The sequence below is a fragment of the Massilia sp. YIM B02763 genome, from assembly GCF_030412015.1.
Lineage (GTDB): Bacteria > Pseudomonadota > Gammaproteobacteria > Burkholderiales > Burkholderiaceae_D > Telluria.
This window is the reverse complement of sequence record NZ_JASNRD010000001.1, coordinates 115850-139009: the sequence shown is the minus strand read 5'-3', so window position 1 is coordinate 139009 and position 23160 is coordinate 115850. Positions and strand designations below refer to the sequence as shown.

Genomic DNA, 23160 nt, shown 5'->3' with positions numbered 1-23160 from the left:
AGGCGTCAGCGCGCCGCCGTCCGCTCCCCCGCAGCTTCCCATCCGAGCCCCAGCGCCTTGTGCAGCGCGATGAAGTCGTTGGTCAGCGCGGCCTGGGCCTGCGCCAGGTTCTGCTCGGCGGCCAGTTGCTGGCGCTCGACGTCGAGCACGTCGATCAGGCTGGCGGTGCCGGCCTGCTGGCGCGCCCGGGTCAGCTCGGCCGCGCGGTCGGCGGTGGCCTTGGCCCGCGCGATCGTGGCGAGGGTCTGGCGGCGCTGGCGGAAGCGCGACAGCGCGTCCTCGGCATCGCGCAGCGCGCCCAGCACGGCCAGCTGGTATTGCGCCTCGGCTTCGTCGCGCACGCCTTCGGCCTGTTCGATGCCGGCGCCGATGCGGCCGAAGTCGAGCACGTTCCAGCTCAGTTGCGGCGCCGCGATCGCCGAATAGTCGCCCAGGTGCGTGAGGTCGCGCGGGTGGGTGCCGCCGATGCCGATGAGGCCCAGCAGCGTCAGGCGCGGGAACCGCGCCGCCTCGGCCTGGCCGACCTGGGCATGGCGCGCGGCGAGCGTGCGCTCGGCGGCGCGGATGTCGGGCCGGCGGCGCAGCATGGCGGCGGGGTCGCCGACCGCGACACTGGGCGGCGGCAGCGGGACGGCCGCCGCATCCCGGACGGGCGCGCCGAGGTCCGCGTCCAGTGCGCCCGGCGCCACGCCGACCAGCACGGCCAGCTCGTCGCGCATGGCGTCCAGCTGCGCAGCGAGCGGTTCGGCGTCGGCGCGCGTCGATTCCAGCTGGCCCTGCAGCCTTTCCAGGTCCAGGCGCGACGCGGTGCCGCCCTCGACGCGGCGCTGCGTCAGGTCGACGGCACGCTGCTGGCGGTCGACCGCGGCGGCGCTCAGCGCCTGGCGCGCCTGGGTGGCGCGCAGGTTCACGTAGGCCTGCGCCACCTCGGCCACCAGGCTCAGTTGGGCGTCGGCGAGGTTCGCCTCGGCCGCGTCGGCCGCCGCCGCCGCCGCCTCGGTGGCGCGGCGCTGGCCGCCGAACAAATCGATTTCCCAGGTGGCGTCGAAGCCCAGGCTGTACAGGTTCAGGCTGGACGGCAGGTTCAAGCCCTGGCCGCCGCCCTGGGCGCCGGACTGCCCGCCCTGCTGACCGCCTTGCTGGGCGGCCTGGCCGGCGATGTCGTCCAGCGGCGGCAGGTGGGCGTGGGCCGCCAGCAGCGTGGCGTTCCCGTTCGGCAGGCGGTTCGCCCGTTCGCTGCGCAGTGCGGCGCGGGCCTGGCGCAGGCGCGCGCGCGCCACGGCCAGGTTGGGGCTCGCGCGCAGCGCGCGGTCGACGAGCCGGTCGAGCGTCGGGTCCTCGAGCGCCGTCCACCAGTGCGCCAGCACCTGCTGGCCGGGCGGCGGCATGTCCGGGCCTGCGCCCCTTGCGAAGGCGCTCGGCTGGACGCCCGGCTTCGGGCCCGTGTAGTCCGTGCCCACGGTCTTGCAGCCCGCCAGGGCGGCGACGGCGAGCAGCACGGCGGATGTCTTGATGTTCATGTGTCGTTCTCCAAACTCAGTGGGTCGCCACCGGGGCGCCCTTGCCCAGCGGCCGCAGGAACAGCACCAGCGGGATGGCGCAGCCGATGAAGACGGACAGCACCCAGAACAGGTCGCTGTAAGTCATGGTCAGCGCCTGGACCTGGATCATCTGCCCCAGGCCGCGCAGCGCGCGCGGCAAGCCGTCCAGGCCATGGGCCTGGGCGGCCAGGTAGTCCTGCACGGCGAGCCGGTTGGCGCCCAGCGTCTCTTCGATGCGGCGCTCGTGGAACCACTGGCGCTTGTCCTGCAGCACCGTGATGCCGGCCAGGGCGAACGAGCCGCCCAGGTTGCGCGCCGCGTTGAACAGGCCGGCGGCGTCGCTCGCATGCTCCGGCCCCACGGACTGGATCGCCGCCTGGTTCAGGAACATCATCGCGAAGATGGTGCCGACGCCGCGGATCAGCTGGCCGGCCACGAAGTCGCCGCCGGCCGCCTGGGCCGTCAGGTCGGTGTCGATCCAGGCGGACAGCGCCAGCATCGACAGGCCGAAGCCGACGGCCACGCGGATGTCGACGTAGCGGATCAACAGGGGCACGAAGCCCATCAGCGTCAGCGCCGGGATGCCCATCAGCGCGACGATCTTCCCGGACTGCAGCGCGTTGTAGTGCGAGATCTGGGACAGGAACTGCGGGATCACGTACGAGGTGCCGTAGATGACCATGCCGACCACGATGCCCATCATGACGACGGCGCCGAACTGGCGGTCGATCAGCAGTTTCAGCCGGATGACGGGCCGGCGCGCCGTCCACTGGCCGATCATCAGCAGCACGAAGCCGCACGCCGACACGACCGACAGCCAGACGATCGTCGACGACGAGAACCACTGTTCGCGCTGGCCTTCCTCCAGCACGACCGTGAGGCCGCCGAGGAAGGCGGCCAGCCCCAGGATGCCGATCCAGTCGGCGCGCAGCAGTTCGTCCGGCTCCGCCTTCTGGTGCGGCAGGCCGACCAGCAAGAGGATGATGAGGCCCAGGCAGATCGGCACGTTCAGGAAGAAGGCGTAGTGCCAGCTGAGGTTTTCCGTCAGCCATCCGCCGATCAGGGGCCCGATGATGGGCCCGAGCACGACGGTGGCGCCGAACATGGCCGTGCCGATCGGCTGCTGGCTGCGCGGCAGGCGCGTGGCGATGATGGTCTGGGCGGTGGGGATCATGGCGCCGCCCGTGAAGCCTTGGCCGACGCGGCCGGCGATCATCATGCCCAGCGTGGTCGACAGGCCGCACAGCACGGAGAATCCCGTGAACAGCGCCGCCACCACCAGCAGGAAGGTGCGCAGGCCGAACACGCGTTCGAGCCAGCCGGACAGGGGGATGATGACGATCTCGGCGACCAGGTAGCCGGTGGCGATCCAGGTGCCCTCGGTGCCGGAGGCGCCGATCTCGCCCTGGATCGTGGGCAGCGAGGAGTTGACGATGGAGATGTCCAGCGTGGCCATCAGCGCGCCCAGCGTGCCGGCGGCGACGGCCAGCCAGGCGCCGGTATCCGCTTTCTGTTCGCTCATCGCTGTGCTCCGTCCTGGCGGCGCTCGGTCCTGTCTTCTTCCTTCTTCTTGATGTCCTTGATGGCGTCCTTGGCGTTGCGGGTGTCGACGACGACCTTCAGCGACAGGCCGGGAACCAGCACGCGGCGCGCGTCGGGGCCCGCGTCCAGCGCCACCCGCACGGGGACGCGCTGCACGATCTTGGTGAAGTTGCCGGTGGCGTTCTCCGGCGGCATCAGCGAGAACTGGGCGCCCGTGCCCGGCGAGACGCTGTCCACGTGGCCGTGCAGCTTCAGTCCGGGCAGGGCGTCGACCTCGATCTCGACGGGCTGGCCCACGCGCATGCGGCCGATCTGCGTTTCCTTGAAATTCGCGCCCACGTACATCGTGTTGAGCGGGACGACGCTCATCAGGCGCGTGCCCGGCTGCACGAACTGGCCCACGCGCACGCTCGAATCGCCCACGCGGCCGGCCACGCTGGCCGTGAGCGTCGTCGACTGCAGGTTGACCTCGGCCGCCTTCAGCTGCGCCTGCGCGGATCCGGCCTGCGCCTCGGCCTGGCGCACCTGCGCCTGCAGCGAGACGATGCGTTTCTGCGCGTTTTCCAGCGCCGCGCGTTGCGCCGCCACCTGGCGCGCGCTCTGGTCGGCGTCGTTGCGGCGCGCCGCCAGCGTCTGCGCGTTCTCCGCGCCGATCTCCGTCAACGGGGCATAGCGGCGCGCCTCGCCGGCCGCGAAGGCGGCATTGTCGCGCGCGGCCGCCAACTGGGCGCGCGCCTGGTCGACGACCGATTCCTGCTCGGCGATCTGGGCGCGCACGGCGTCCGCATTCGCGTGCGCGATGTCGATCTGGGCCTGGTACTGCTCGGCCTGGGCCCGGTAGTCGCGCGGGTCGATGCGTACCAGCGGCTGGCCCGCCTGCACGTCCTGGTTGTCCCTGACCAGCACTTCCTCGACGTAGCCGCCGATCTTGGGCGAGATGGTGACGGCGTCCGCCTCGAGGTAGGCGTCGTCCGTCTTCTCGAAGAACTTGCCGTGCAGGTTGTAGTACAGCACCCAGCCCAGCACGCCCAGAAGCACGACGATGCCGACCACGACCAGCACGAGGCGCATCTTGCGCTTGCGCTCGGGCGACATCTTCTCGTCCTTCTTGCCGTCCTTGTTGTCGTCCTTGTTGTCGTCCTTCTTGTCGCCGTCCTTGCGGTCCTTGTTCTTGCCGTCGTCGGGTTTGTCGGTCCTGTCTTCTTCCTTGTCGGTGATGGCTTGGTCGCTCATGTCGTTCTTTCTGTCGTTTGCGATTGGAGGTGGTTGAAAATCGGGCGGCAATCAGCGGAACCGGCGCGCGCGCTCGGCGTCCACCATGGCGGCGGCGTAGGCGGTGAGGCGCTCGACCCAGGCGTCGAGGGCGCCGGGGGCATCGAACAGCCGGGGTTCGGCGGTGTGGATGTGTTCGTGGCCGATGTAGGGATAGACCACCAGTGCCTTGATGGAAAAGGCGAGGGCGATCAGTTCGGAATCGGGATCGACGCCCAGCTCGCGCGCCAGGATCGCCGTCAGGTGGCGCTGCAGGCGATCGCGTTGCGGGCGCTCGTCGTCGAGCATGCCGGTGGGTTCGAAGGCCTCGCGCTGGCGCAGCCGCACGCACAGCAGGGCGTTGCGGCCTTGCCCGAGGGGCGCCAGGCAGGCGCGCAGGGTGCGCGCGAGCGCCGTTCGTAGGGGCAGTGGCGCTGCGGACACGTCCGAGAGGGCGTCTTCGCCGTCCCGCGCGCATATGGGTTCGTACAGGGCGGCGCGGTACAGGCCGGCCTTGTCGCCGAAATAATAGGCGATGGCGGCCACGTTGGCGTCGGCCGCCTGGGCGATGTCGCGCACGGATGTGCTGGCATAGCCGCGCTCGACGAACAGGCGCAGTGCCGCGCCGAGGATGCGCTCGCGTGCCTGGACGCCGTCGCTGCGCGGGCGCCGCGTGGGCAACTGGTCATCTTGATCCATATACTTAAACAACTGTTTAATTTAGATCAATCGTAAACTTTTCGCAACGAATGCGCATTTCGATTTGTGCGTAGCAACACCGATGCTTGTTTGCATTAATTGCCAGTGGGAATCGCACATATTTGGTGCATTGCATGGATCGCCGAACAGTGTTCAACTCGGCGCGACAATTCGCTTATCATGACGACAACGCCTGGCGCACGTCCGCGGCGCCGGCCACCATCTACAAGGAAGCGACAATGGACCATTCGAAGAACATCAACCGGGGCCGGCGCGACGTGCTCGTGGCCGGCGCCGCCACGGCGACGGCGGCCGCCCTGCCGGCCGTGGCGCAGGTCGAATCCCCGCAGGGCGGCGCGGCCACCACGCCGGCGCCCGTGACGGGCAAGGTGGCGCTGCGCGTCAATGGCCAGCGCTACGAACAGCAGGTCGACACGCGCACGACGCTGCTCGACCTGCTGCGCGAGCACCTGCACCTGACCGGCACCAAGAAGGGCTGCGACCAGGGCCAGTGCGGCGCCTGCACGGTCATCGTCAACGGCCGCCGCATCAACTCCTGCCTGAGCCTCGCCGTGATGCACGAAGGCGACGAGGTCACCACCATCGAAGGCCTGGGCCAGCCCGGCAAGCTGCACCCGATGCAGGCCGCCTTCGTCAAGCACGACGGCTACCAGTGCGGCTACTGTACGCCCGGCCAGATCTGCTCGGCCGTCGCCACGCTCGACGAGATCAAGCGCGGCGTCCCCAGCCACGTGACGGCCGACCTGAACGCCAAGCCGCTGCTGTCCGTCGACGAGCTGCGCGAGCGCATGAGCGGCAATATCTGTCGCTGCGGCGCCTATTCCAACATCATGGAGGCGATCACCGAAGTCGGGGGAGGCAAGGCATGAAGGCATTTACCTACCAGCGCGTTTCGACGCCCGCCGAGGCGGCCGCCGCGGCCAGCCGCCAGCCGAACACCCGCTTCATCGCGGGCGGCACCAACCTGCTCGACCTGATGAAGCTCGAGATCGAGACGCCGGCCCACCTGGTCGACGTCAACGGCCTGGGCCTGGACAAGATCGAACCGACGCCCGAGGGCGGCCTGCGCGTGGGCGCCCTGGTGCGCAACACGGACCTGGCGTCCGACGCGCGCGTGCGGCGCGACTACGCCGTGCTGTCGCGCGCCCTGCTGGCCGGCGCGTCCGGCCAGCTGCGCAACAAGGCGACCACCGCCGGCAACCTGCTGCAGCGCACCCGCTGCCCGTACTTCTACGATACCAACCAGGCCTGCAACAAGCGCAAGCCGGGCAGCGGCTGCTCCGCGATCGGCGGCTATTCGCGCCAGCTGGCCATCGTCGGCCAGAGCGAGATGTGCATCGCCACGCACCCGAGCGACATGGCCGTCGCCATGCAGCTGCTCGACGCGCAGATCGAGACCGTGGCGCCGAACGGCGCCAAGCGGGTGATCCCCATCGCCGACTTCTACCGCCTGCCGGGCAATACGCCGCACATCGAGACGAACCTGCAGCCGGGCGAGCTGATCACGGCCGTGACGCTGCCCAAGCCGCTGGGCGGCAAGCATTACTACCGCAAGGTGCGCGACCGCGCGTCCTACGCGTTCGCGCTGGTATCCGTGGCCGCCGTCGTGCAGCCGGACGGCAGCGGCCGCGTGGCGCTGGGCGGCGTGGCGCACCGGCCGTGGCGCGTGCCGGCCGCCGAGCAGGCCATGCCGCAGGGCGGCAAGGCCGTGACGGCCCGCCTGCTGGCCGATGCCCGCACCACCAACGACAACGCATTCAAGGTCCCGCTGGTCCAGCGCACGCTCGACGCCATCCTGGCCGACGCGCGCGGCGCCAAGCGCACCGGCTGACGAGGAGGCCGACGACATGAAATTCACCACACCCGCCACCACCAATCCCATCGATCGCCTGAAGGTGGTCGGCAAGCCCACGGACCGCATCGACGGCCCGCTGAAGACCACGGGCACCGCCCCCTACGCCTACGAGCAGCACAAGGCCGCGCCGAACGCCGCCTACGGCTACGTCGTGGGCTCGAGCATCGCCAAGGGCCGCATCACGAAGATCGACACCGCGGCCGCCAAGGCGGCGCCCGGCGTCCTGGCCATCGTCACCTACGAGAATGCGGGCAAGCTGGGCAAGGGCGACAAGAACGTCGCCCACCTGCTGGGCGGCCCCGAGATCCAGCACTACCACCAGGCCATCGCCGTCGTCGTCGCCGAGACCTTCGAGCAGGCGCGCGCCGCGGCCTCGCTGCTGAAGGTCGACTACGCCAAGATCAACGGCGTCTACGACCTCGAGGCCGCGAAGAACGCGGCCAAGAAGCCCGGCGAGAGCGAAAAGCCGGACAGCAAGGCCGGCGATTTCGAGTCGGGCTACGCCAATGCCCCGGTGAAGCTGGACGCCACCTACACGACGCCTGACCAGTCGCACGCCATGATGGAGCCGCATGCCTCGATCGCCGTCTGGAACGGCGACAAGCTGACCTTGTACACGTCGAACCAGATGATCAATTGGGGCAAGAAGGACCTGGCCAAGACGCTCGGCATCCCCGAGGAAAACGTGCGCCTGGTCTCGCCCTACGTCGGCGGCGGCTTCGGCGGCAAGCTGTTCCTGCGTTCCGAGGCGCTGATGGCGGCGCTGGGCGCCAAGGCCGCGGGCCGACCCGTCAAGGTCACGCTGCAGCGGGCGATCATCATCAACAACACCACGCATCGTCCGGCCACGATCCAGCGCATCCGCATCGGCGCCACGCGCGAAGGCCGCATCACGGCCATCGCCCACGAAAGCTGGTCGGGCGACCTGCCCGAAGGCCAGCCGGAAGCGGCCGTGCAGCAGACCCGCCTGCTGTACGCGGGCCAGGACCGGCTGACGCGCATGCGCCTGGCCACGCTGGACCTCCCGGAAGGCAACTCGATGCGCGCGCCCGGCGAGGCGCCGGGCCTGATGGCGCTCGAGATCGCGATGGACGAGCTGGCCGAAAAGCTCAAGATGGACCCCGTCATGCTGCGCATCGTCAACGACACGACGGTCGATCCGGAAAAGCGCGAGCGCAAGTTCTCGCAGCGCCGCTTCGTCGACACGCTGCGCCTGGGCGCCGAGCGCTTCGGCTGGAACAAGCGCAATGCGACGCCGGGCAAGGTGCGCGAGGGCCAGTGGCTGATCGGCATGGGCATGGCGTCGGCCTTCCGCAACAACATCAATACGCCGTCGGCGGCGCGCGTGCGCCTGGGCCGCGACGGCCGCGTCACGGTCGAGACGGACATGACGGACATCGGCACCGGCAGCTACACGATCATCGCGCAGACGGCGGCCGAGATGATGGGCGTGCCGCTCGAACGCGTCGACGTGCGCCTGGGCGACTCGGCATACCCGGTCTCCTCGGGTTCCGGCGGCCAGTGGGGCGGCAACAGCTCGACGGCCGGCGTGTACGCGGCCTGCGTCAAGCTGCGCGAGAACGTGGCGAACAAGCTGGGCCTCGACCCGACCAATGCCGACTTCAGCGACGGCAAGGTGAGCGCGGGCGGCAAGTCCGTCGCCCTGGAGCAGGCATCCCGCGACGGCGACGTGATCGGCGAGGACAAGATGGAATACGGCGACCTGGACAAGAAGTTCCAGCAATCGACCTTCGGCGCCCACTTCGTCGAGGTGGCCGTCGACGCCTACACGGCCGAGATCCGCGTGCGCCGCATGCTGGCCGTGTGCGCTTCCGGACGCATCCTGAACCCGAAGTCGGCCCGCAGCCAGGTGATCGGCGCGATGACCATGGGCACGGGCGCGGCGCTGATGGAAGAGCTGGTCGTCGACAAGCGCGTGGGCTTCTTCGTCAACCACGACCTGGCCGGCTACGAGGTGCCCGTGCACGCCGACATCCCGCACCAGGAAGTGATCTTCCTGGACGAGACCGACCCGATGGCTTCACCCATGAAGGCCAAGGGCGTGGGCGAACTGGGCATCTGCGGCGTGGCGGCGGCGGTCGCCAACGCGATCTACAACGCCACCGGCGTGCGCGTGCGCGACTATCCCGTCACGCTCGACAAGCTGTTGCCGAAGATGCCGCAAACCGCATGAATCGGGAGGTTGAGATGTCCACTGCAACGACACATTCGACGACGGCGACGGGCCGGCCGCTGGCCCTGGTGACCGGCGCTTCGAGCGGCATCGGCTACGAACTGGCGAAACTGTTCGCGGCCGACGGCTACGACCTCGTCATCAGCGCGACCCAGCGCGCCGGGCTGGAACGCACGGCCGCCGAGCTGCGCGCGGCCGGGGCCGAGGCGATCATCGTCGAGGCCGACCTGACGGACTACGACGGCGTCGAGGCGCTGTACGCCGCCGTCCAGGCGACGGGCCGGCCGCTGGCCGCCGCCGCCCTGAATGCCGGGGTCGGCCTGGGCGGCTACTTCGTCGGCGGCACGGACCTGGAGCGCGAGATCGCGATGATCCAGCTGAACGCCGTGTCCCAGGTCCACCTGACCAAGCGCCTGCTGCCGGACATGGTGGCGCAGGGCGGTGGCCGGCTGCTCTACACGGCCTCGATCTCGGGCACGATGCCCACGCCCTACGAGACCGTCTACGGCGCCACCAAGGCCTTCATCATCTCGTTCGCGGAAGCGGTGAAGTCCGAGGTCAAGGACAGCGGGGTGTCGATCACGCTGCTGATGCCGGGCCAGGTCGACACCAATTTCTGGCCGCGCGCCGGCATGCTGGACAACAAGCTGGGCGTGGGCGAGAAGGCGAAGCCGGACGAGGTGGCCAAGGAGGGTTACGAGGCCATGAAGGAGGGCAAGGACCGCATCGTCGCCGGCATGATGAGCAGCAAATTCATCGGCAACGTCGTCAACAACGTGGCGCCCGATACGGTGAAGGCGGACCTGCACGCCGGGCAGGCCAAGCCGGGATCCGGCGTCAAGGAGTAATCTCGTACAACACGTTCTTTCTGTAAGCGAATAGAATGTGGGAACGCGATTCCCGCGCCGCGTTACTGAAAGAACATGATGAACGAGATCTCCCGGGCCCCGGCCTCCGATGGCGTCGAAGGCTTGTTGAACGAGCCGGGCCGCGCCGTGGGCCGGCTCGGCCTGCCCGGGGAATGGGATCCCGTGTTGCGCCATGCGGTACGCTTCATGCTTGACGCGGCCACGCCCATGTTCATCGGCTGGGGGCCTCAGCTGTGCCAGCTGTACAACGACGCCACGCTGGCGCTGGTCGGCCGCCGCCATCCCGGCATCCTCGGCCAGCCCATGCGCGAGGCCTGGCCGCAAGCCTGGACCGTGCTGGAGGAACCGATCCGGCGCGCGCTGGCCGGCGAGTCCTTCCACGTCGAGCAGCCGGCGCTGGAACTGCCGCGCGCCGCAGATGCGCATGCGAGCGCCTGGCTCGATCTCGCGTTCGCCCCGCTGCGCGGCCTGGATGGCGCCATCCACGGCTTCAGCTGCACGATCTCCGACATCACGCCGCTGCGCGAGAGCGAGGCCAAGTTCCGCGTCATCACGGACGCCATGCCCCAGATGGTGTGGTCGACGCTGCCCGACGGCTACCACGATTACTACAACCAGCGCTGGTACGACTTCACCGGCATGCGCGAGGGCGACACCGACGGCGAACGCTGGGCCACGATGTTCCATCCGGACGACCGCGAACGGGCCTGGGCGCTGTGGCGCCACGCGCTCGAGACGGGAGCGCAGTACGAGGTCGAATACCGGCTGCGCCACCACAGCGGCGAATACCGCTGGGTGCTGGGGCGGGCGCTGCCGGTGCGCGACGAGGGCGGCCGCATCGTGCGCTGGATGGGTACCTGCACCGACATCGACCAGCACAAGCGCAACGAGGAAATCCTGCTGGACGCGCGCCTGCGCCAGGAGGCGGCGCTGGTGGCGGCCGACATCGGTACCTGGACCTACGACCTCCAGCAGGACCGGGTGTTCGCCGACCGCAACCTGGCCCGCCTCTTCGGCGTGGACCCGGGCGAGGCCGCGGGCGGCCGGCTCGGCGCCTACCTGGCGGCGATCCATCCCGACGACGTGGCGCAGACGCGCGCCGCGATCGAACTGGCGGTGGAGAGCGGCGCCGGCTACGAGTGCAACTACCGGGTGCGCGCCGGCGCCGGCTGGCGCCACCTGCTCGCGCGCGGCAAGGTTGCGCGCGACGCGACCGGCCGCGCGGCTTGGCTGCCCGGCATCGTACTGGACGTGTCGCGCCAGAAGGAGGCCGAGGAAGCGCTGCGCGAGAGCGAGGCGCGGTTCCGCCGCCTGGCCGAGTCGAACGTCATCGGCATCATCCGCTACCGCCTCGACGGCACCATCACCGACGCCAACCAGGCCTTCCTCGACATGCTGGGCTACACGCGCGAGGAGATGGAGCGGGGCGAGATGACGTCGCAGCGGCTCACGCCGGCCGAGTGGCGCGCGTCCAACGACGAGGTGATCGAGCGGCTGCGCACCGTCGGGCGGATGGAGAACTACGTCAAGGAGTACTACCGCAAGGACGGCAGCCGCGCCAGCGTGCAGATCGGCGCGGCCACCGCGGGCGGCGGCGAGGGCATCGCCTACGTGGTCGACATTTCGGCGATCCGAGACGCCCAGCATGCGCTGCGCGAGGCGGACCGGCGCAAGGACGAATTCCTCGCCATGCTCGCCCACGAGCTGCGCAATCCGCTGGCGCCGATCGCCGCCGCGGCCGACTTCCTCAAGATCGGCAAGGCCGACGAGGCCCGTATCCGCCAGGTGACGGCCATCATCGCGCGCCAGGCCAGCCACATGACGGGCCTGATCGACGACCTGCTGGACGTCTCGCGCGTCACCCGCGGCCTGATCACGCTGGAAAGCGGGCCCGTGCAACTGGCCGCCGTGGTCGGCGAGGCGGTGGAGCAGGTGCGCCCGCTCGTCAAGGCCAAGGACCACGACCTGGAACTGCACATGCCGCCCGACGATGCGCTGATCCACGGCGACCGCAAGCGCCTGGTGCAGATCTTCGCCAACCTGCTGGGCAACGCCGCCAAGTACACGCCGGACGGCGGCCGCATCGACGTGCGCATCCGGGTGGCCGAGGACGAGGTCGAGGTGGACGTGAGCGACGACGGCATCGGCATGTCGGCCGAGCTGGCGGGGCGCGCGTTCGAGCTGTTCTCCCAGGGCGAGCGCAGCGCCGACCGCTCCCAGGGCGGCCTGGGGATCGGCCTCGCGCTGGTGAAGAGCCTCGTCGAGCTGCACGGCGGCAGCGTGGACGCGGACAGCGCCGGGCCGGGCAAGGGCAGCCGCTTCACCGTCGTGCTGCCGCGCTACCACCAGGAGCACGAAGGCGGATTCGACGCGGCCGCATCCGCTGGCGCGGTGGCGCCGGCGGATGCGCTGGACGTGCTGATCGTCGACGACAACGTCGACGCCGCCGAGATCCTGGCGATGTACATCGAGGCCGTGGGCCACCGCTGCACCGTGTGCCACAGCCCGGGCCGCGCGCTGGAGCACGCGGCGCGCCACCGGCCCGACCTGTGCGTGCTGGACATCGGCCTGCCCGAATTCGACGGCTACGAGCTGGCGCGCCGGCTGCGCGCGCAGCCCGGCATGCAGCACCTGCCGCTGGTGGCCGTCAGCGGCTACGGCCAGGCCCAGGACCGCGAGAAGGCGCTGGCGGCGGGCTTCGACAGCCACTTCGTCAAGCCCGTCAAGGCGGCCGATATCCTGGCCGTGATGGACAACGTGGCCAAGGCCAAGCGCATCGGCTGAGGCGGGGCTTGCGGGCACGGGCGCGCCATGGCAGCATGCGTCATCCGATGCCCCGATCCGTACCGATGACCGTATCGCTTGCCCCTCCCGCCGCCGCCGACGTCGAGCCGCTGCTCGCCTTCGAGCTGGCCAACCGCGCCTTCTTCGAAGCCCACATCAACGCCCGTCCTGCCGCCTACTATTCGCGGGACGGCGTGGCCCGCGCCATCGCGGCGGCGCAGGCGGACGCGCTGGCCGACCGCGGCTACCAATTCCTGGTCAGGGACGCCCAGGGCGCGCTGGTCGGCCGCGTCAACCTGGGCCACGTCAAGCGCGCCCACTTCCACAGCGCCGTGCTGGGCTACCGCATCGGCGCCGACTTCGGCGGCCGGGGCCATGCCGGCGCCGCCGTGGGGCGCCTGCTCGCGATCGGCTTCGGCGACCTGGGCCTGCGCCGCATCGAAGCCGACGCCAGCGTGGCGAACGTGGCTTCGCAGCGCGTCCTGCGGCGCAACGGCTTCGTCGAATACGGCCGCTCGCGGCGCAGCTTCGAACTGGACGGCACCTGGTACGACCGCGTGCATTTCGAGCGCCATGCGGATACCGGTCTCGCCGTGCCGGCGCGGGAGGGCGCATGACGGCGCCGTACCAGCCCATCGCCTGCGCGCTGTACGACGCGTTCGAGGCTGCCGCCACGCGCGCGCGCACGGTCAGGCTCGAGGTGGCGGGCGAGGACGGTGCCAGGGCGACAGTCGACACGCGCATCCTCGACCTGTTCGCGAAGGACGGCGTCGAGTATGCGCGTCTGGAGGATGGCACGACGGTGCGCCTGGACCGCCTGGCGATCGTCGAGGGCTCCCGATTCGATTGACGGGCGCCGGCCCCGTGTGAGAGCATTTTCCACCGCAGCCAATCGCCGTGCCATGGACATCGTACACGTCAAAAGCTGGAACGAATTCGTCGCCCTGACCTCGGAATGCGACGGCTGGGCCTTCCGCGGCCTGCCGGACGCCGGGTGGGACTTGATGAGCGCCTTGTCGCGCTACCTGCACAGCTTCGTGCCGGACAGGGCGTCGTGGCGCCAGCGCGAGGAGCGCGCGCTGCGCATCTTCCGGCGCAAGGCCCACGTCTACCTGGCCGATGCGAACGTGCTGGTCGACGACATCCGCTGCCTGGCGCTGATGCAGCACCACGGCGCGCCGACCCGCATGATCGATTTCACCAAGTCGCCGTTCGTGGCGGCCTTTTTCGCCCTGAACAACACGAACTGCAGCGCCGCCGTGTTCGCGCTGGACACGCCGACGCTGTGGAGCGCGGCCCCGCGCCACGACGTGACGCTGCGGCGCGAGGCGATCGATCCGCGCGTGCGCGGCAACTTCGAGCGCCATTTCGCCGTCAACAGCAAGGACATCATCTGGGTCGGCGAACCGGAGGAGATGGACCGGCGCCTGGTGGCGCAATCGGGCACCTTCGTCGTGCCGGGCGTGCTGGACAAGCCGCTGGACGAAATCATCACGCAGTACGAGCGCGGCACGCCCCTGCTGCGCAAGTTCGTGCTGCCGGCGAGCGTGCGCGCCGAGGCGATGCTGTCGCTGTACCGCATGAACATCACGCACGCGACGCTGTTCCCCGACCTGGATGGGCTGGCGCGCTCGATCGGCTACGAGCTCGAGATCACGTGGCCGGGGCATCGCTCCGAGCGCGGCTAGGCCGGCAAGGCGGCGCCTCTCGCCGCCCCGCTCATCCGCCGGATACGCCCTCCATGACCAGCGCCACCAGGCTGTCGACGCGCTGTCCGTCCGCCGCGATGGCGGCGCCGCCGGCGAAGTCCGTCTCGGCCAGGCGCGTCAGGACGGCGCCGGGCGGCATCTCGAGCGCCAGGCGCGCCCCGCGTTCCCAGGCATGGCGCACGGTATCGGCCCACAGCACGGGCCGCGCCATGTTCGCCGCCAGGTCGGCGCCGATCGCGCGGCCGTCGAACAGGGCGCGCGCCGCGCTGCTGCTGATGTAGGTGAGACGCGGACGCGCCAGCTCGACCTCGCCGACGGCGTCGGCGAGCACCCGTGCCTGGGCGTCGAACAATTCGCAATGGGAGGGCACGGCGACTGCCAGGCGCTCGGCGCGGTGGGCGCCGTGGTCGAGGGCCAGCCGGGCCACGGCCGCCATCGCGGCGTCGCTGCCGGCGATGACGATCTGGCGCGCCGCGTTCAGATTGGCGAGGTAGACGGGACTGGCGGCGCCATGCACGCGTGCCACCAGCGGTTCCAGCTGCTGGCGGGTGAGTCCGCCGATGGCCGTCATGCCGTAGCCGCGCGGGTAGGCTTCTTCCATCAGGCGGGCGCGCAGCGCGACCAGGCGCACGGCATCGGCGAATCCGAGCACGCCCGCCGTCACGGCGGCAGGCCAGGCGCCGATCGACAGGCCTGCGACCATCCGCGGCTGCGCGCCGTGCGCCGCCAGCACGCGCGCCATCGCGACGCCGGCGACCAGCACGCACAGTTGCACGGCCACGGTGGACGCAAGCGCCGTATCCGTGTCCAGGGCCAGCACGTCGCGGCCGAGCGCCTCGGAGGCGTCGGCCAGCGTGCGCGCCGTCTCCGGATGATCGGGCAGCGCATGCAGCATGCCCGGCTTTTGCGCGCCCTGGCCGGGGAAGGTGAACAGGACGCTCATGCCGCCGCCGGCTGCTGCCAGGGATCGTCCAGCAGCACGGGCCCGCGCGCCGTCTTCAGCATCACGCGGCCGCCGCGCGCGTACTCGGCCAGCGCGAAGCCGCCGCCCCCCGTGTCGACCTGGATGTCGATGCGGCAGGCCGCATCGCGCTGCATGGCGCCCAGGGCCGTGACGACGGCAGGGTCCAACGGGCGCGGCGCGCGCACCAGCAGGTCGAGGTCGCTCGTGTCGCGCAGCACGGGCAAGCCGCTGGCGAGCTGGAAGCCCACGCCGCCGATCGGGCCCCAGGCCGGGCCCAGGGCCGCCAGTCGTGGCGCCAGGGCGGCCAGTGCATCGAGGCAGGGCAAGCCTGGCGGAGGCTGCATCCGCGCGAGCATCTCCGGCGTCACGCGCTGCCGCACCGCGGCGGCATCGACGTAGCCGGCGAGGCGCTGGTTGCGCCGGGGGCCGCGCGCGCCGACGGGAATGCGGCCGGCCGCCGTCGCTTCCCTGCGCACGACCAGCGGCGCCCGGGCGAGCCAGGCGCCGCCGAGCCAGTCCGGGCGCGCGCCCGCGGTCTCGAACGCGCCGGGCGCATGCAGGAACAAGAGGTCGTGCGGCGAGCAGTCCATCATGCCACCAGCGAGCGCGTGGCGAAGAACAGCAGCGAGGGGCCGAGCAGGCAGCCCAGGCCCGTGTGGAAGGTGGCGACGAGGGCGCCGTACGGCACCAGGCGGCGGTCGGTGGCCGCGAGGCCGGCCGAGACGCCGCTGACGGTGCCGGCCAGGCCGCCGAACACCATCGCCGAGCGCGGGGTGCGCAGGCGCAAGAAGCGTGCCGCGGCCGGGGTGCCGACCATCACCATGATCGCCTTCACGAGGCCGGTGGCGATGGACAGGGCCATGATCTCGGAGCTGGCGCCGATCGCCGCACCGGTCACGGGGCCGACGATATAGGTGACGGCGCCGGCGCCGATGGTCGTGATGCTGACGGCGTCGCGGTAGCCGAAGGTCCAGGCGACGCAGGCGCCCACGATGAAGGGCAGGATGGTGCCCAGCATCAGCGCGGCGGCGCCGACGAAGCCGGCCTTGCGCGCTTCCACGACCTGCACCTCGAAGGCGGTGGCGACGATGGCGAAGTCGCGCAGCATGGCGCCGCCCATCAGGCCCACCCCGGCGAACAGCGACAGGTCGGCCAGGCCTTTCTGGCCGCCGGTCTGGATGCCGCCCCAGTAGGCGAGGATCAGGCCGATGACGATGGCGATCGCGGAGCCGTGCACGCGGCCCATGGTGAGGCGCTTGGACAGCCACATCGACACCAGCATCACCAGGCCGACGAGGGCGAAGGCCAGCACGAGGCCATTGTGTTTCGCGGTTTTTTCCAGGAGGTCGAGCATGGTGGTCTCCTCAGATCGATTGCGGTTGGCCGCGTTTGGCGTCCGCTTCCGGCTCCCATTCGGGCGCGTTGCGTTCGCTGCGGTTGATCAGGTTGATGCACAGCGCGCATACGAGCACGGTGCCGAGGGCGGCCAGCAGCGCCACCGGGCCGCCGCGCAGCGCCGAGACGACGTTCTGCTGCGCGGCCATGGCGACGACGACGGGGATGTACATCGCGCCCCAGAAGCCCACGCCCATCTCGGTCTGCGGCGGCATCAGGCCCCGCTTGTGCATCCACAGGCGGGCGCAGATCAGCAGGATCATGGCGATGCCCACGCCGCCGACGTTGGTCTTGGCGCCGAGCAGGGCGCCCAGCAGGTCGCCCAGGAAGATCCCGAGCAGGTGGCAAACTGCGAGTAATGCGGTTCCATAGATAATCATGGCTGTCTCCTCTATGTGTCCAACTTTCCGAAAAAATTTGGCAGGCCGCGCCGCGTGCTTCTGGTGTCTTGGTTCGTGCGGCGTCGGCAGCTTCCGCGTCGGGTCAGGGTCTGGTCAGTGGGCGGCCTCCCATTCGGACTGCAGCAGTTTGCGCACGCGGCGCGACGCCTGGCGGTGGCGGCCCTGCAGGCGGCCGGACAGGTCGCGCGCCGGGTCGTCCAGGATGTCGGCCAGGGCCGCCTCCAGCGCGCCGTGCACGAGGGCCAGGTCCTGCTCGTCAGGCAGCGCCAGGTTGGTCAGCTGCAGGATCTTCCACAGGATGCCCAGCGAAGCGAAGCTCTGGACGTCGTAGGCCATCGGCGGCACGCTGGCCGCCAGCCTTTCCAGCGCCTCGACGGAGCGCAGGGTCACGCGGGCGGCCGAGGCCTTGCCCATTGCGTGTACCTGCACGTTCGGGTCGTCCAGGGCGATCAGGCGGTTGGCCTGGTAGCCGTGCGCGAGGAAGGCGCCGGACATGGCCAGGCCGACGACGAGGCCGATGACGGGGTGGCCGGCCTGGCGCGCCTGGGCATAGGCGCCGGCCGCGCCGGCCAGCGCCTGGTGAATGCCGAACGCTTCCTCGCGCCGCCCGTAGGCCTGGCTGGGCACGTCGACGATCGCCACGATGGGGCGCTTGACGGCGGCGCCGCGGTCCAGTTGCACGACTTCCTGGACGGCGCGGGCCAGCTGCCAGCCTTCGACGAGGCCCACCTCGCCGTTGCGGGCGCGCGGGAATCGGTTGTCCGGGTCCGGCACGACGGCGATGTAGCGCGCGTCCTGGCCGGCCAGGATGGCGTCGACGGCCTTGACGGCGGCCCAGTCGTGGGACGGCTGGGCGCCGCCGGTCAGCAGGCGCAGCCACATGGCGCCGCGCGAGGCGCGCTTGCCGTCGTGGTTCGCATTCGTGTTGGTCGTTGCGTCCATCATTCGAGTCCTTTCGCAAACAGGTCGCGGGCTTGCGCCGGCGTGGGCTGGGAGCTCGTGTCGACGCGCTCCAGGCAGGCAAGAAAATCGTCGATGCGCTCGCTGCGGTGCACGGCCGGCACGCCGCGCGCGAACAGGCCGGCGACGGCGTCGCGCACTTCGCGCGTATCGTCGGCCACGCACAGGTCCGCGAGGTGGGCGGCGGCGCGCTGCTCGCCGCCCGTCAGGCCCCAGATCAGGGAACGCTGGCGCGCGTCGAACTCCGCCACGCCCGCTTCCTGCTCGATCACCTGCGGCCCGTTCAGGCCCAGGCGCGCCTCCCTCGTCAATACAAGATAGGAGCATAAGCCGGCGGCGATCGACATGCCACCATAACAACCGACGGTACCGGCACTGACACCGACCACCGGTCGATAGCGGCGCAGGTCGACGATGGCCGACTGGATCTCCGCGATGGCGGCCAGGCCCAGGTTCGCTTCCTGCAGGCGCACGCCGCCCGTCTCGAACAGGATCACGGCCTGCGTCGGGATGCCGTTGCGGTTGTCGCGCGCCGCCAGTTCCAGCGCGCCGGCGATCTTGGCGCCGCCCACTTCGCCCATGCTGCCGCCCTGGAAGGCGCCTTCGATCGCCAGCACCACCGTGGGCTGGCTGTCCAGCTTTCCTTTCGCGACGACGACGCCGTCGTCGGCCTGCGTCACGAGGTGTTGCATGGCGAGCCAGGGCGAGGTGATGCGCTCGAACGGACCGACCAGTTCGCGGAAGGTGCCGGGGTCGAGCAGCGCCTGGGCGCGGCTGCGGGCGCCGCGCTCGATGAAACTGTCGCGCTGGAGCAGGGCTTCGATGCTCATGGCTGTCCTCCCTTGGCTTGCATGGTTACCTGCTCGTACGCCTGCTCGATGCGCATGCGCACCACGCCCGGCGTGGCGCCGTTGTCGTTGATCTCGATGCGCGCGGCGGGGAGCTGGCCGGCGCCGAACACGCGTTCCAGCAGCGCGGTCCAGGTGGCGCCGTAGCCGTCCACCGAGGTCTGCACGGCGACCGTGGTCCGGCCGGCGCCCGCGGGCTCCAGCAGCACCTCCAGGTCGCCCGAGCTGACGACGCCGCTGACGGTGCGTCCGGGCGCAGGCTGGCCCGCGCCGAACTCGAATTCCAGTTTTTCCATGATCAGTTGGTCTCCATTGTTGTTGGTCGGCCGCGCATGTGCGCTACCTCCGGCCCTCGAGCCGGTCCAGCAGCAGCGCGGCCGCGAGCAGGTCGGCGGCGCCGCCGGGCGACACGTGCTGCGCCGCCATCTGCGCTTCCAGCGCGGCCAGCAGGTGCCGGCCGTCGGGCGTGGCCATGCCGCCCGCGTCCAGCACGCGCCGCGCGCCGTCCTGCGTGGCCTGCAGGGCCGCCCGGCCGCCGCGCGCCAGCAGGCAGGTGTCGTCGAGTGTCGCCATCACGGCCAGCAGGGCGTTCACGCGGGCCTGCGCCTCGGTATCGCCGCGCGCGCGCGCGCCGCGTAGCGCCGGCAGCGCATGCTCGACCACTTGCGGGAAGCCGGCGCGGGCCTGGCCGCGGGCCCCGCCCACACCGTGTTCGCGGCAGGCTCGCTCGCCCTTGTTGCCCGTGTTGCGCGGTGCCAGCGGGTCGTCGATGCGGGCCAGCAGGCCGGCACGGGCGGCGATGGCGCCGGCGTCGTAGGCGCCCTCGATGCCGGCGGCGGCCGTCACCAGCAGGCCCAGCGCCCAGATCGCGCCGCGGTGCGTGTTCACGCCGCCCGTCGCCGCCAGCATCGCGGCTTCCGCCTCGCGGCCGATGGCGCCGATGCGCCGGCGCAGCAGCGCATCCTGGCTGGCCAGCGTCCTTCCGGCCAGCGCCATGCCCGTGAACGCGGGACGCAGCGCCCAGGCCGAGGCGCACATCAGAGGCCAGCTCAGGTCGTGGTGGGCGCCGCTGCCGCGCATGTCGACCAGGCCCGGCTTGGGCGTGAGCATGGCTTCGTCGACGAGGGACTGGACGGCGTTCAGGGCCAGCGCGTCCGCCGCCACGTGGGCCAGCAGGCTGTCCGCGGCCGCGTTTGCATTCGCGCTTGCGGTCGCGCCGTCGGGAATCAGGGGATCGGGAGTCAGCGCCGTCATTACCAGCTCCTGAACTTGGCCGGCGGGTCGTACAGGCCGCCGGACCAGTCGACCAGCTCGGCGATGCTTTTTGCCGCCAGCAGCGAGCGCGTGGCCTGGGCCCGCTGCACGCCCATGTCCTCGGGCAGCGCGATCAGGCCCTGTTCGCGCATGCGGGCCGTCTGCTTCGGGTCGTGGCGCATGCCGATGGGCGTCACCCCGGCCACCGCCGCCAGCATCGCCTTGCGCTCTTCCAGCGAACGCGCCTTGTACAGGTAGGCGATGCCTTCCTCGGTCAGCACGTGGGTCACGTCGTCGCCGTAGATCATCACGGGCGCGAGCGGCATGCCCGATGCCTTGCCGACTTCCACGGCGTCGAGCGATTCGACGATGGTCGGCGCCGTGCCGTCCTGGAAGGTCTCGACCATCTGCACGACGAGCTTCTTGCCGCGCGCGAGCGGATCGTCGGTCTCGACGAGGTCGAGCCAGGCCGGCGTGGCGTGGCGGCGGCCGTGCGGGTCGTGGCCCATGTTCGGCGCCCCGCCGAAGCCCGTCAGGCGGCCGTGGGTGACGGTGGACGAGTTGCCCAGGCCGTCCATCTGCAGCGTCGCGCCGATGAACAGGTCGACGGCATACTGGCCGGCCAGCTGGCAGAATGCGCGGTTCGAGCGCATGGAGCCGTCGCGGCCCGTGAAGAAGATGTCCGGGCGCGCCGCCGTGTAGGCTTCCATGCCCAGCTCGGCGCCGAAGCAGTGGATGCTCTCGACCCAGCCCGATTCGATCGCGGGGATCATCGTGGGGTGGGGGTTCAGCGTCCAGTTGCGGCAGATCTTGCCCTTCAGGCCCAGCTGCTCGCCGTAGGTCGGCAGCAGCAGCTCGATGGCGGCCGTGTTGAAGCCGATGCCGTGGTTCAGCGACTGCACCTGGTGGCGCTCGTAGACGCCGCGGATCGCCATCATCGCCATCAGGATGTGCACGGGCTTGATCAGGCGCGGGTCGCGCGTGAACAGCGGTTCGATGTAGAAGGGCTTGTCGGACTGCACCACGAAGTCGATCCATGAGCCCGGCACGTCCACGCGCGGCAGGTCCTTCGGATCATCGACGATCTCGTTGACCTGGGCGATCACGATGCCGTCGCGGAAGGCGGCCGCTTCGACGAGGGCCGGCGTGTCCTCGGTGCTGGGGCCCGTGTACAGATTGCCGTCGCGGTCGGCCTTGTAGCCGGCCACCATGACGACGTTCGGCGCCAGGTCCACGTACAGGCGCGCATACAGTTCGATATAGGTGTGCAGGGCGCCGACCTGGAGCGAGCCCTCCTGCAGGAACTGGGAGATGCGCAGGCTCTGGGCGCCGGCGTAGGCGAAATCGAGCTTGCTGGCGATGCCGCGCTCGAACAGGTCGAGGTGTTCGGGCAGGCTCACGCTCGGCATGATCATGTGCAGTCGATTCAGGCGGCCGGGGTCGACCTGCACGAGGGCGCGGGCCAGGAAGTCGGCCTGCTTCTGGTTGTTCCCCTCCAGGACGACGCGGTCGCCGCTGACGACGAGGGATTCCAGCGCCTCGACCAGGCGGTCGCTGCGCAGCACGGGACCGTCGGCCAGGTGGCGCACGGCGTCCAGGCGGCGGCGCTTCTCCTGGCGCCGCGTGTCCCACCGGCGCGGCGCGGACATCGTCGTATCCATAGTGTCTCCTTGTTATCGAAACCGTTGCACCCAGCATAGGAAGCAAGACACAATGCTTCAATCAACCCCGCCGGCGAACGTTTACTCCCAGGTTAACGATTGGAGTATCCTTTCCGAATGAGGGAGGCGATTGAGGCCGTCATGATCGATGAAGAAATTACGTTAAAGAAACTAGAAGTTTTCCTGGCCTTCATGCGCCTGAACAGCCTGGCCAGGGTGTCGGACGAGCTGGGACAATCGACAGTCAGTATCCATCGCGCGCTGCACTCCCTGGAGCAGGGCCTGCGCTGTCCGCTGTTCCGGCGCGAGGGCCGCAACCTGGCGCCGCTGCCGGCCGCCTACGCATTCGCCAAGCATGCCCAGCGTGCCGTCAGCGAGACGGAAGAGGGCGTGCGCAAGGTGCGCGACCTGGCGGGCCTGAACGCCAACCGGCTCAAGATCGGCTCGCTGTATTCGCTGACGCTGCGCTGCATCCCGCAGCTGCTGATGGGACTGAAGCTGCGCCGGCCCGAGCTGCAGATCGACCTGACGCTGGGGTCGAACCAGCAACTGCTGCGCAGCATGGACGACGGCCGCCTGGATGCCATCGTGATCGGCCTGCAGGCGCCGCTCGACGATCCGCAGCTGCTGTCGGTCCCGCTGTTCGAGGACGAGGTGCACCTGGCGGCGCCGCTCGGCTCGCCGTATGCGGGGAGGGCACATGCCGACCTGCGCGACCTGAAGGGAGAAAAGTTCATTACCCTGAACGACGGCTTCGTGACGTCGGACAGCTTCGACCACGCATTCCGCCAGGCCGGCTACGTGCCGGAGACGATCATGCGCGTCAGCGATATCTTTTCGCTCATTAACCTCGTGGGTGGCGGCATGGGCTACAGCCTGCTGCCCGGCCGGATTGCCGAATTTTCCACGCGCGTCGACCTGATCCCGCTCGACGCCCGCTACGCCTCGCGCCAGGCGATCACGCTGTTGTTCCCGCGCAGCCGCGAGCGCGACCCGAACCTGCTGGCGCTGGCCGCCGAATGCCGCATGTATCGCAAGGAACAGCGGCTCGGTTCCGTTTGAATGCTTGAGCAAGCGCACCGCCGCAGTACATATGCGATCTTGATCGGAACTGATCCGTATGCCATAATCTCGCGATATTGACGAGCACAGATCGCGGCCAAGCCTCCATCGCGGCGTGCTCGTCCGGTTCGTGCCCGGCGGCCAGCGCCG

22 protein-coding genes are annotated in these 23160 nt (G+C 70.3%); 9 read left to right on the top strand and 13 right to left on the bottom strand.

Annotated elements, in window-relative coordinates; translation table 11 throughout:
• Nucleotides 1-5: 5 nt before the first annotated feature.
• Genes QPK32_RS00610 through QPK32_RS00595 form a run of 4 tightly spaced genes read right to left on the bottom strand, consistent with a single transcriptional unit; the run spans nt 6 to nt 5033 of the window.
• The gene (locus QPK32_RS00610) at nt 6-1520 is read right to left on the bottom strand and encodes an efflux transporter outer membrane subunit (protein ID WP_290410844.1); all 1515 of its coding nucleotides are present in this window, start codon (nt 1518-1520) and stop codon (nt 6-8) included.
• Between the two features lie 16 nt (nt 1521-1536).
• Nucleotides 1537-3063 (bottom strand): MDR family MFS transporter, encoded by a 1527-nt coding sequence (locus QPK32_RS00605; RefSeq protein ID WP_290410843.1) that lies wholly within the window; start codon nt 3061-3063, stop codon nt 1537-1539.
• Nucleotides 3060-4316: an HlyD family secretion protein gene (locus tag QPK32_RS00600; protein WP_290410842.1), complete on the bottom strand. Its 1257-nt coding sequence runs from the start codon at nt 4314-4316 to the stop codon at nt 3060-3062. The genes QPK32_RS00605 and QPK32_RS00600 overlap by 4 nt, the downstream gene beginning before the upstream one ends.
• 51 nt (nt 4317-4367) lie before the next feature.
• A complete protein-coding gene (locus QPK32_RS00595; RefSeq protein ID WP_290410841.1) occupies nt 4368-5033 on the bottom strand; it encodes a TetR/AcrR family transcriptional regulator in 666 nt (221 codons plus the stop codon).
• 239 nt (nt 5034-5272) lie between these two features.
• On the opposite strand from QPK32_RS00595, the gene paoA reads away from it, so the two are divergent.
• From paoA to QPK32_RS00555, 8 genes are all read left to right on the top strand, one after another.
• Nucleotides 5273-5923: an aldehyde dehydrogenase iron-sulfur subunit PaoA gene (paoA, locus tag QPK32_RS00590; protein WP_290411375.1), complete on the top strand. Its 651-nt coding sequence runs from the start codon at nt 5273-5275 to the stop codon at nt 5921-5923.
• Complete coding sequence (locus QPK32_RS00585; RefSeq protein ID WP_290410840.1) at nt 5920-6885, top strand: xanthine dehydrogenase family protein subunit M; 966 nt, start codon at nt 5920-5922, stop codon at nt 6883-6885. The genes paoA and QPK32_RS00585 overlap by 4 nt, the downstream gene beginning before the upstream one ends.
• A 16-nt stretch (nt 6886-6901) precedes the next feature.
• Entirely contained in the window at nt 6902-9103 is a 2202-nt protein-coding gene (gene paoC, locus QPK32_RS00580) for an aldehyde oxidoreductase molybdenum-binding subunit PaoC (RefSeq protein WP_290410839.1), read from the top strand.
• 14 nt (nt 9104-9117) lie between these two features.
• Nucleotides 9118-9951 (top strand): SDR family oxidoreductase, encoded by an 834-nt coding sequence (locus tag QPK32_RS00575; RefSeq protein WP_290410838.1) that lies wholly within the window; start codon nt 9118-9120, stop codon nt 9949-9951.
• A 75-nt stretch (nt 9952-10026) separates the two neighbouring features.
• Nucleotides 10027-12756 carry a PAS domain S-box protein gene (locus QPK32_RS00570; protein ID WP_290410837.1) on the top strand — a complete coding sequence of 910 codons (2730 nt, stop codon included), beginning with the start codon at nt 10027-10029 and terminating at the stop codon, nt 12754-12756.
• A 65-nt stretch (nt 12757-12821) separates the two neighbouring features.
• Nucleotides 12822-13373 carry a GNAT family N-acetyltransferase gene (locus tag QPK32_RS00565; RefSeq protein WP_290410836.1) on the top strand — a complete coding sequence of 184 codons (552 nt, stop codon included), beginning with the start codon at nt 12822-12824 and terminating at the stop codon, nt 13371-13373.
• Complete coding sequence (locus tag QPK32_RS00560; RefSeq protein ID WP_290410835.1) at nt 13370-13606, top strand: hypothetical protein; 237 nt, start codon at nt 13370-13372, stop codon at nt 13604-13606. The genes QPK32_RS00565 and QPK32_RS00560 overlap by 4 nt, the downstream gene beginning before the upstream one ends.
• Before the next feature lie 52 nt (nt 13607-13658).
• Nucleotides 13659-14444, top strand: a complete 786-nt coding sequence (locus tag QPK32_RS00555) for an FRG domain-containing protein (RefSeq protein WP_290410834.1) — start codon at nt 13659-13661, stop codon at nt 14442-14444.
• A 31-nt stretch (nt 14445-14475) separates the two neighbouring features.
• On the opposite strand, the gene mdcH is transcribed toward QPK32_RS00555, so the two are convergent.
• From mdcH to mdcA, 9 genes are all read right to left on the bottom strand, one after another.
• Nucleotides 14476-15408 (bottom strand): malonate decarboxylase subunit epsilon, encoded by a 933-nt coding sequence (mdcH, locus tag QPK32_RS00550; RefSeq protein WP_290410833.1) that lies wholly within the window; start codon nt 15406-15408, stop codon nt 14476-14478.
• Nucleotides 15405-16022: a malonate decarboxylase holo-ACP synthase gene (locus tag QPK32_RS00545; RefSeq protein ID WP_290410832.1), complete on the bottom strand. Its 618-nt coding sequence runs from the start codon at nt 16020-16022 to the stop codon at nt 15405-15407. The genes mdcH and QPK32_RS00545 overlap by 4 nt, the downstream gene beginning before the upstream one ends.
• Entirely contained in the window at nt 16019-16783 is a 765-nt protein-coding gene (gene madM, locus QPK32_RS00540; protein WP_290410831.1) for a malonate transporter subunit MadM, read from the bottom strand. The genes QPK32_RS00545 and madM overlap by 4 nt, the downstream gene beginning before the upstream one ends.
• Nucleotides 16784-16793: 10 nt before the next feature.
• Entirely contained in the window at nt 16794-17204 is a 411-nt protein-coding gene (gene madL, locus QPK32_RS00535; protein ID WP_290410830.1) for a malonate transporter subunit MadL, read from the bottom strand.
• Between the two features lie 114 nt (nt 17205-17318).
• Entirely contained in the window at nt 17319-18170 is an 852-nt protein-coding gene (gene mdcE, locus QPK32_RS00530; RefSeq protein WP_374046676.1) for a biotin-independent malonate decarboxylase subunit gamma, read from the bottom strand.
• Nucleotides 18167-19015 carry a biotin-independent malonate decarboxylase subunit beta gene (locus QPK32_RS00525; RefSeq protein WP_290410829.1) on the bottom strand — a complete coding sequence of 283 codons (849 nt, stop codon included), beginning with the start codon at nt 19013-19015 and terminating at the stop codon, nt 18167-18169. Before QPK32_RS00525 ends, mdcE begins: the two co-directional genes overlap by 4 nt.
• Entirely contained in the window at nt 19012-19329 is a 318-nt protein-coding gene (locus QPK32_RS00520) for a malonate decarboxylase subunit delta (protein WP_290410828.1), read from the bottom strand. Before QPK32_RS00520 ends, QPK32_RS00525 begins: the two co-directional genes overlap by 4 nt.
• Nucleotides 19330-19372: 43 nt before the next feature.
• The gene (locus QPK32_RS00515; protein WP_290410827.1) at nt 19373-20287 is read right to left on the bottom strand and encodes a triphosphoribosyl-dephospho-CoA synthase; all 915 of its coding nucleotides are present in this window, start codon (nt 20285-20287) and stop codon (nt 19373-19375) included.
• Nucleotides 20287-21948, bottom strand: coding sequence for a malonate decarboxylase subunit alpha (mdcA, locus tag QPK32_RS00510; RefSeq protein ID WP_290410826.1), 1662 nt, complete (start codon nt 21946-21948; stop codon nt 20287-20289). Before mdcA ends, QPK32_RS00515 begins: the two co-directional genes overlap by 1 nt.
• A gap of 141 nt (nt 21949-22089) precedes the next feature.
• Here mdcA and QPK32_RS00505 point away from each other — a divergent pair, with 141 nt between their 5' ends.
• Complete coding sequence (locus QPK32_RS00505) at nt 22090-23010, top strand: LysR family transcriptional regulator (protein WP_290410825.1); 921 nt, start codon at nt 22090-22092, stop codon at nt 23008-23010.
• Nucleotides 23011-23160 lie beyond the last annotated feature (150 nt).

What these genes read in the sequence shown, in the direction of transcription:
- QPK32_RS00555 (WP_290410834.1), top strand. Translation starts at nt 13,659, where the DNA reads ATGGACATCGTACACGTCAAAAGCTGGAACGAATTCGTCGCCCTGACC.
- QPK32_RS00605 (WP_290410843.1), bottom strand. Translation starts at nt 3,063, where the DNA reads ATGAGCGAACAGAAAGCGGATACCGGCGCCTGGCTGGCCGTCGCCGCC.
- QPK32_RS00610 (WP_290410844.1), bottom strand. Translation starts at nt 1,520, where the DNA reads ATGAACATCAAGACATCCGCCGTGCTGCTCGCCGTCGCCGCCCTGGCG.
- QPK32_RS00575 (WP_290410838.1), top strand. Translation starts at nt 9,118, where the DNA reads ATGTCCACTGCAACGACACATTCGACGACGGCGACGGGCCGGCCGCTG.
- QPK32_RS00585 (WP_290410840.1), top strand. Translation starts at nt 5,920, where the DNA reads ATGAAGGCATTTACCTACCAGCGCGTTTCGACGCCCGCCGAGGCGGCC.
- madM (WP_290410831.1), bottom strand. Translation starts at nt 16,783, where the DNA reads ATGCTCGACCTCCTGGAAAAAACCGCGAAACACAATGGCCTCGTGCTG.
- QPK32_RS00565 (WP_290410836.1), top strand. Translation starts at nt 12,822, where the DNA reads ATGACCGTATCGCTTGCCCCTCCCGCCGCCGCCGACGTCGAGCCGCTG.
- QPK32_RS00520 (WP_290410828.1), bottom strand. Translation starts at nt 19,329, where the DNA reads ATGGAAAAACTGGAATTCGAGTTCGGCGCGGGCCAGCCTGCGCCCGGA.
- QPK32_RS00525 (WP_290410829.1), bottom strand. Translation starts at nt 19,015, where the DNA reads ATGAGCATCGAAGCCCTGCTCCAGCGCGACAGTTTCATCGAGCGCGGC.
- mdcA (WP_290410826.1), bottom strand. Translation starts at nt 21,948, where the DNA reads ATGGATACGACGATGTCCGCGCCGCGCCGGTGGGACACGCGGCGCCAG.
- paoA (WP_290411375.1), top strand. Translation starts at nt 5,273, where the DNA reads ATGGACCATTCGAAGAACATCAACCGGGGCCGGCGCGACGTGCTCGTG.
- QPK32_RS00505 (WP_290410825.1), top strand. Translation starts at nt 22,090, where the DNA reads ATGATCGATGAAGAAATTACGTTAAAGAAACTAGAAGTTTTCCTGGCC.
- QPK32_RS00595 (WP_290410841.1), bottom strand. Translation starts at nt 5,033, where the DNA reads ATGGATCAAGATGACCAGTTGCCCACGCGGCGCCCGCGCAGCGACGGC.
- QPK32_RS00600 (WP_290410842.1), bottom strand. Translation starts at nt 4,316, where the DNA reads ATGAGCGACCAAGCCATCACCGACAAGGAAGAAGACAGGACCGACAAA.
- QPK32_RS00545 (WP_290410832.1), bottom strand. Translation starts at nt 16,022, where the DNA reads ATGATGGACTGCTCGCCGCACGACCTCTTGTTCCTGCATGCGCCCGGC.
- mdcH (WP_290410833.1), bottom strand. Translation starts at nt 15,408, where the DNA reads ATGAGCGTCCTGTTCACCTTCCCCGGCCAGGGCGCGCAAAAGCCGGGC.
- paoC (WP_290410839.1), top strand. Translation starts at nt 6,902, where the DNA reads ATGAAATTCACCACACCCGCCACCACCAATCCCATCGATCGCCTGAAG.
- QPK32_RS00515 (WP_290410827.1), bottom strand. Translation starts at nt 20,287, where the DNA reads ATGACGGCGCTGACTCCCGATCCCCTGATTCCCGACGGCGCGACCGCA.
- QPK32_RS00560 (WP_290410835.1), top strand. Translation starts at nt 13,370, where the DNA reads ATGACGGCGCCGTACCAGCCCATCGCCTGCGCGCTGTACGACGCGTTC.
- mdcE (WP_374046676.1), bottom strand. Translation starts at nt 18,170, where the DNA reads ATGATGGACGCAACGACCAACACGAATGCGAACCACGACGGCAAGCGC.
- madL (WP_290410830.1), bottom strand. Translation starts at nt 17,204, where the DNA reads ATGATTATCTATGGAACCGCATTACTCGCAGTTTGCCACCTGCTCGGG.
- QPK32_RS00570 (WP_290410837.1), top strand. Translation starts at nt 10,027, where the DNA reads ATGATGAACGAGATCTCCCGGGCCCCGGCCTCCGATGGCGTCGAAGGC.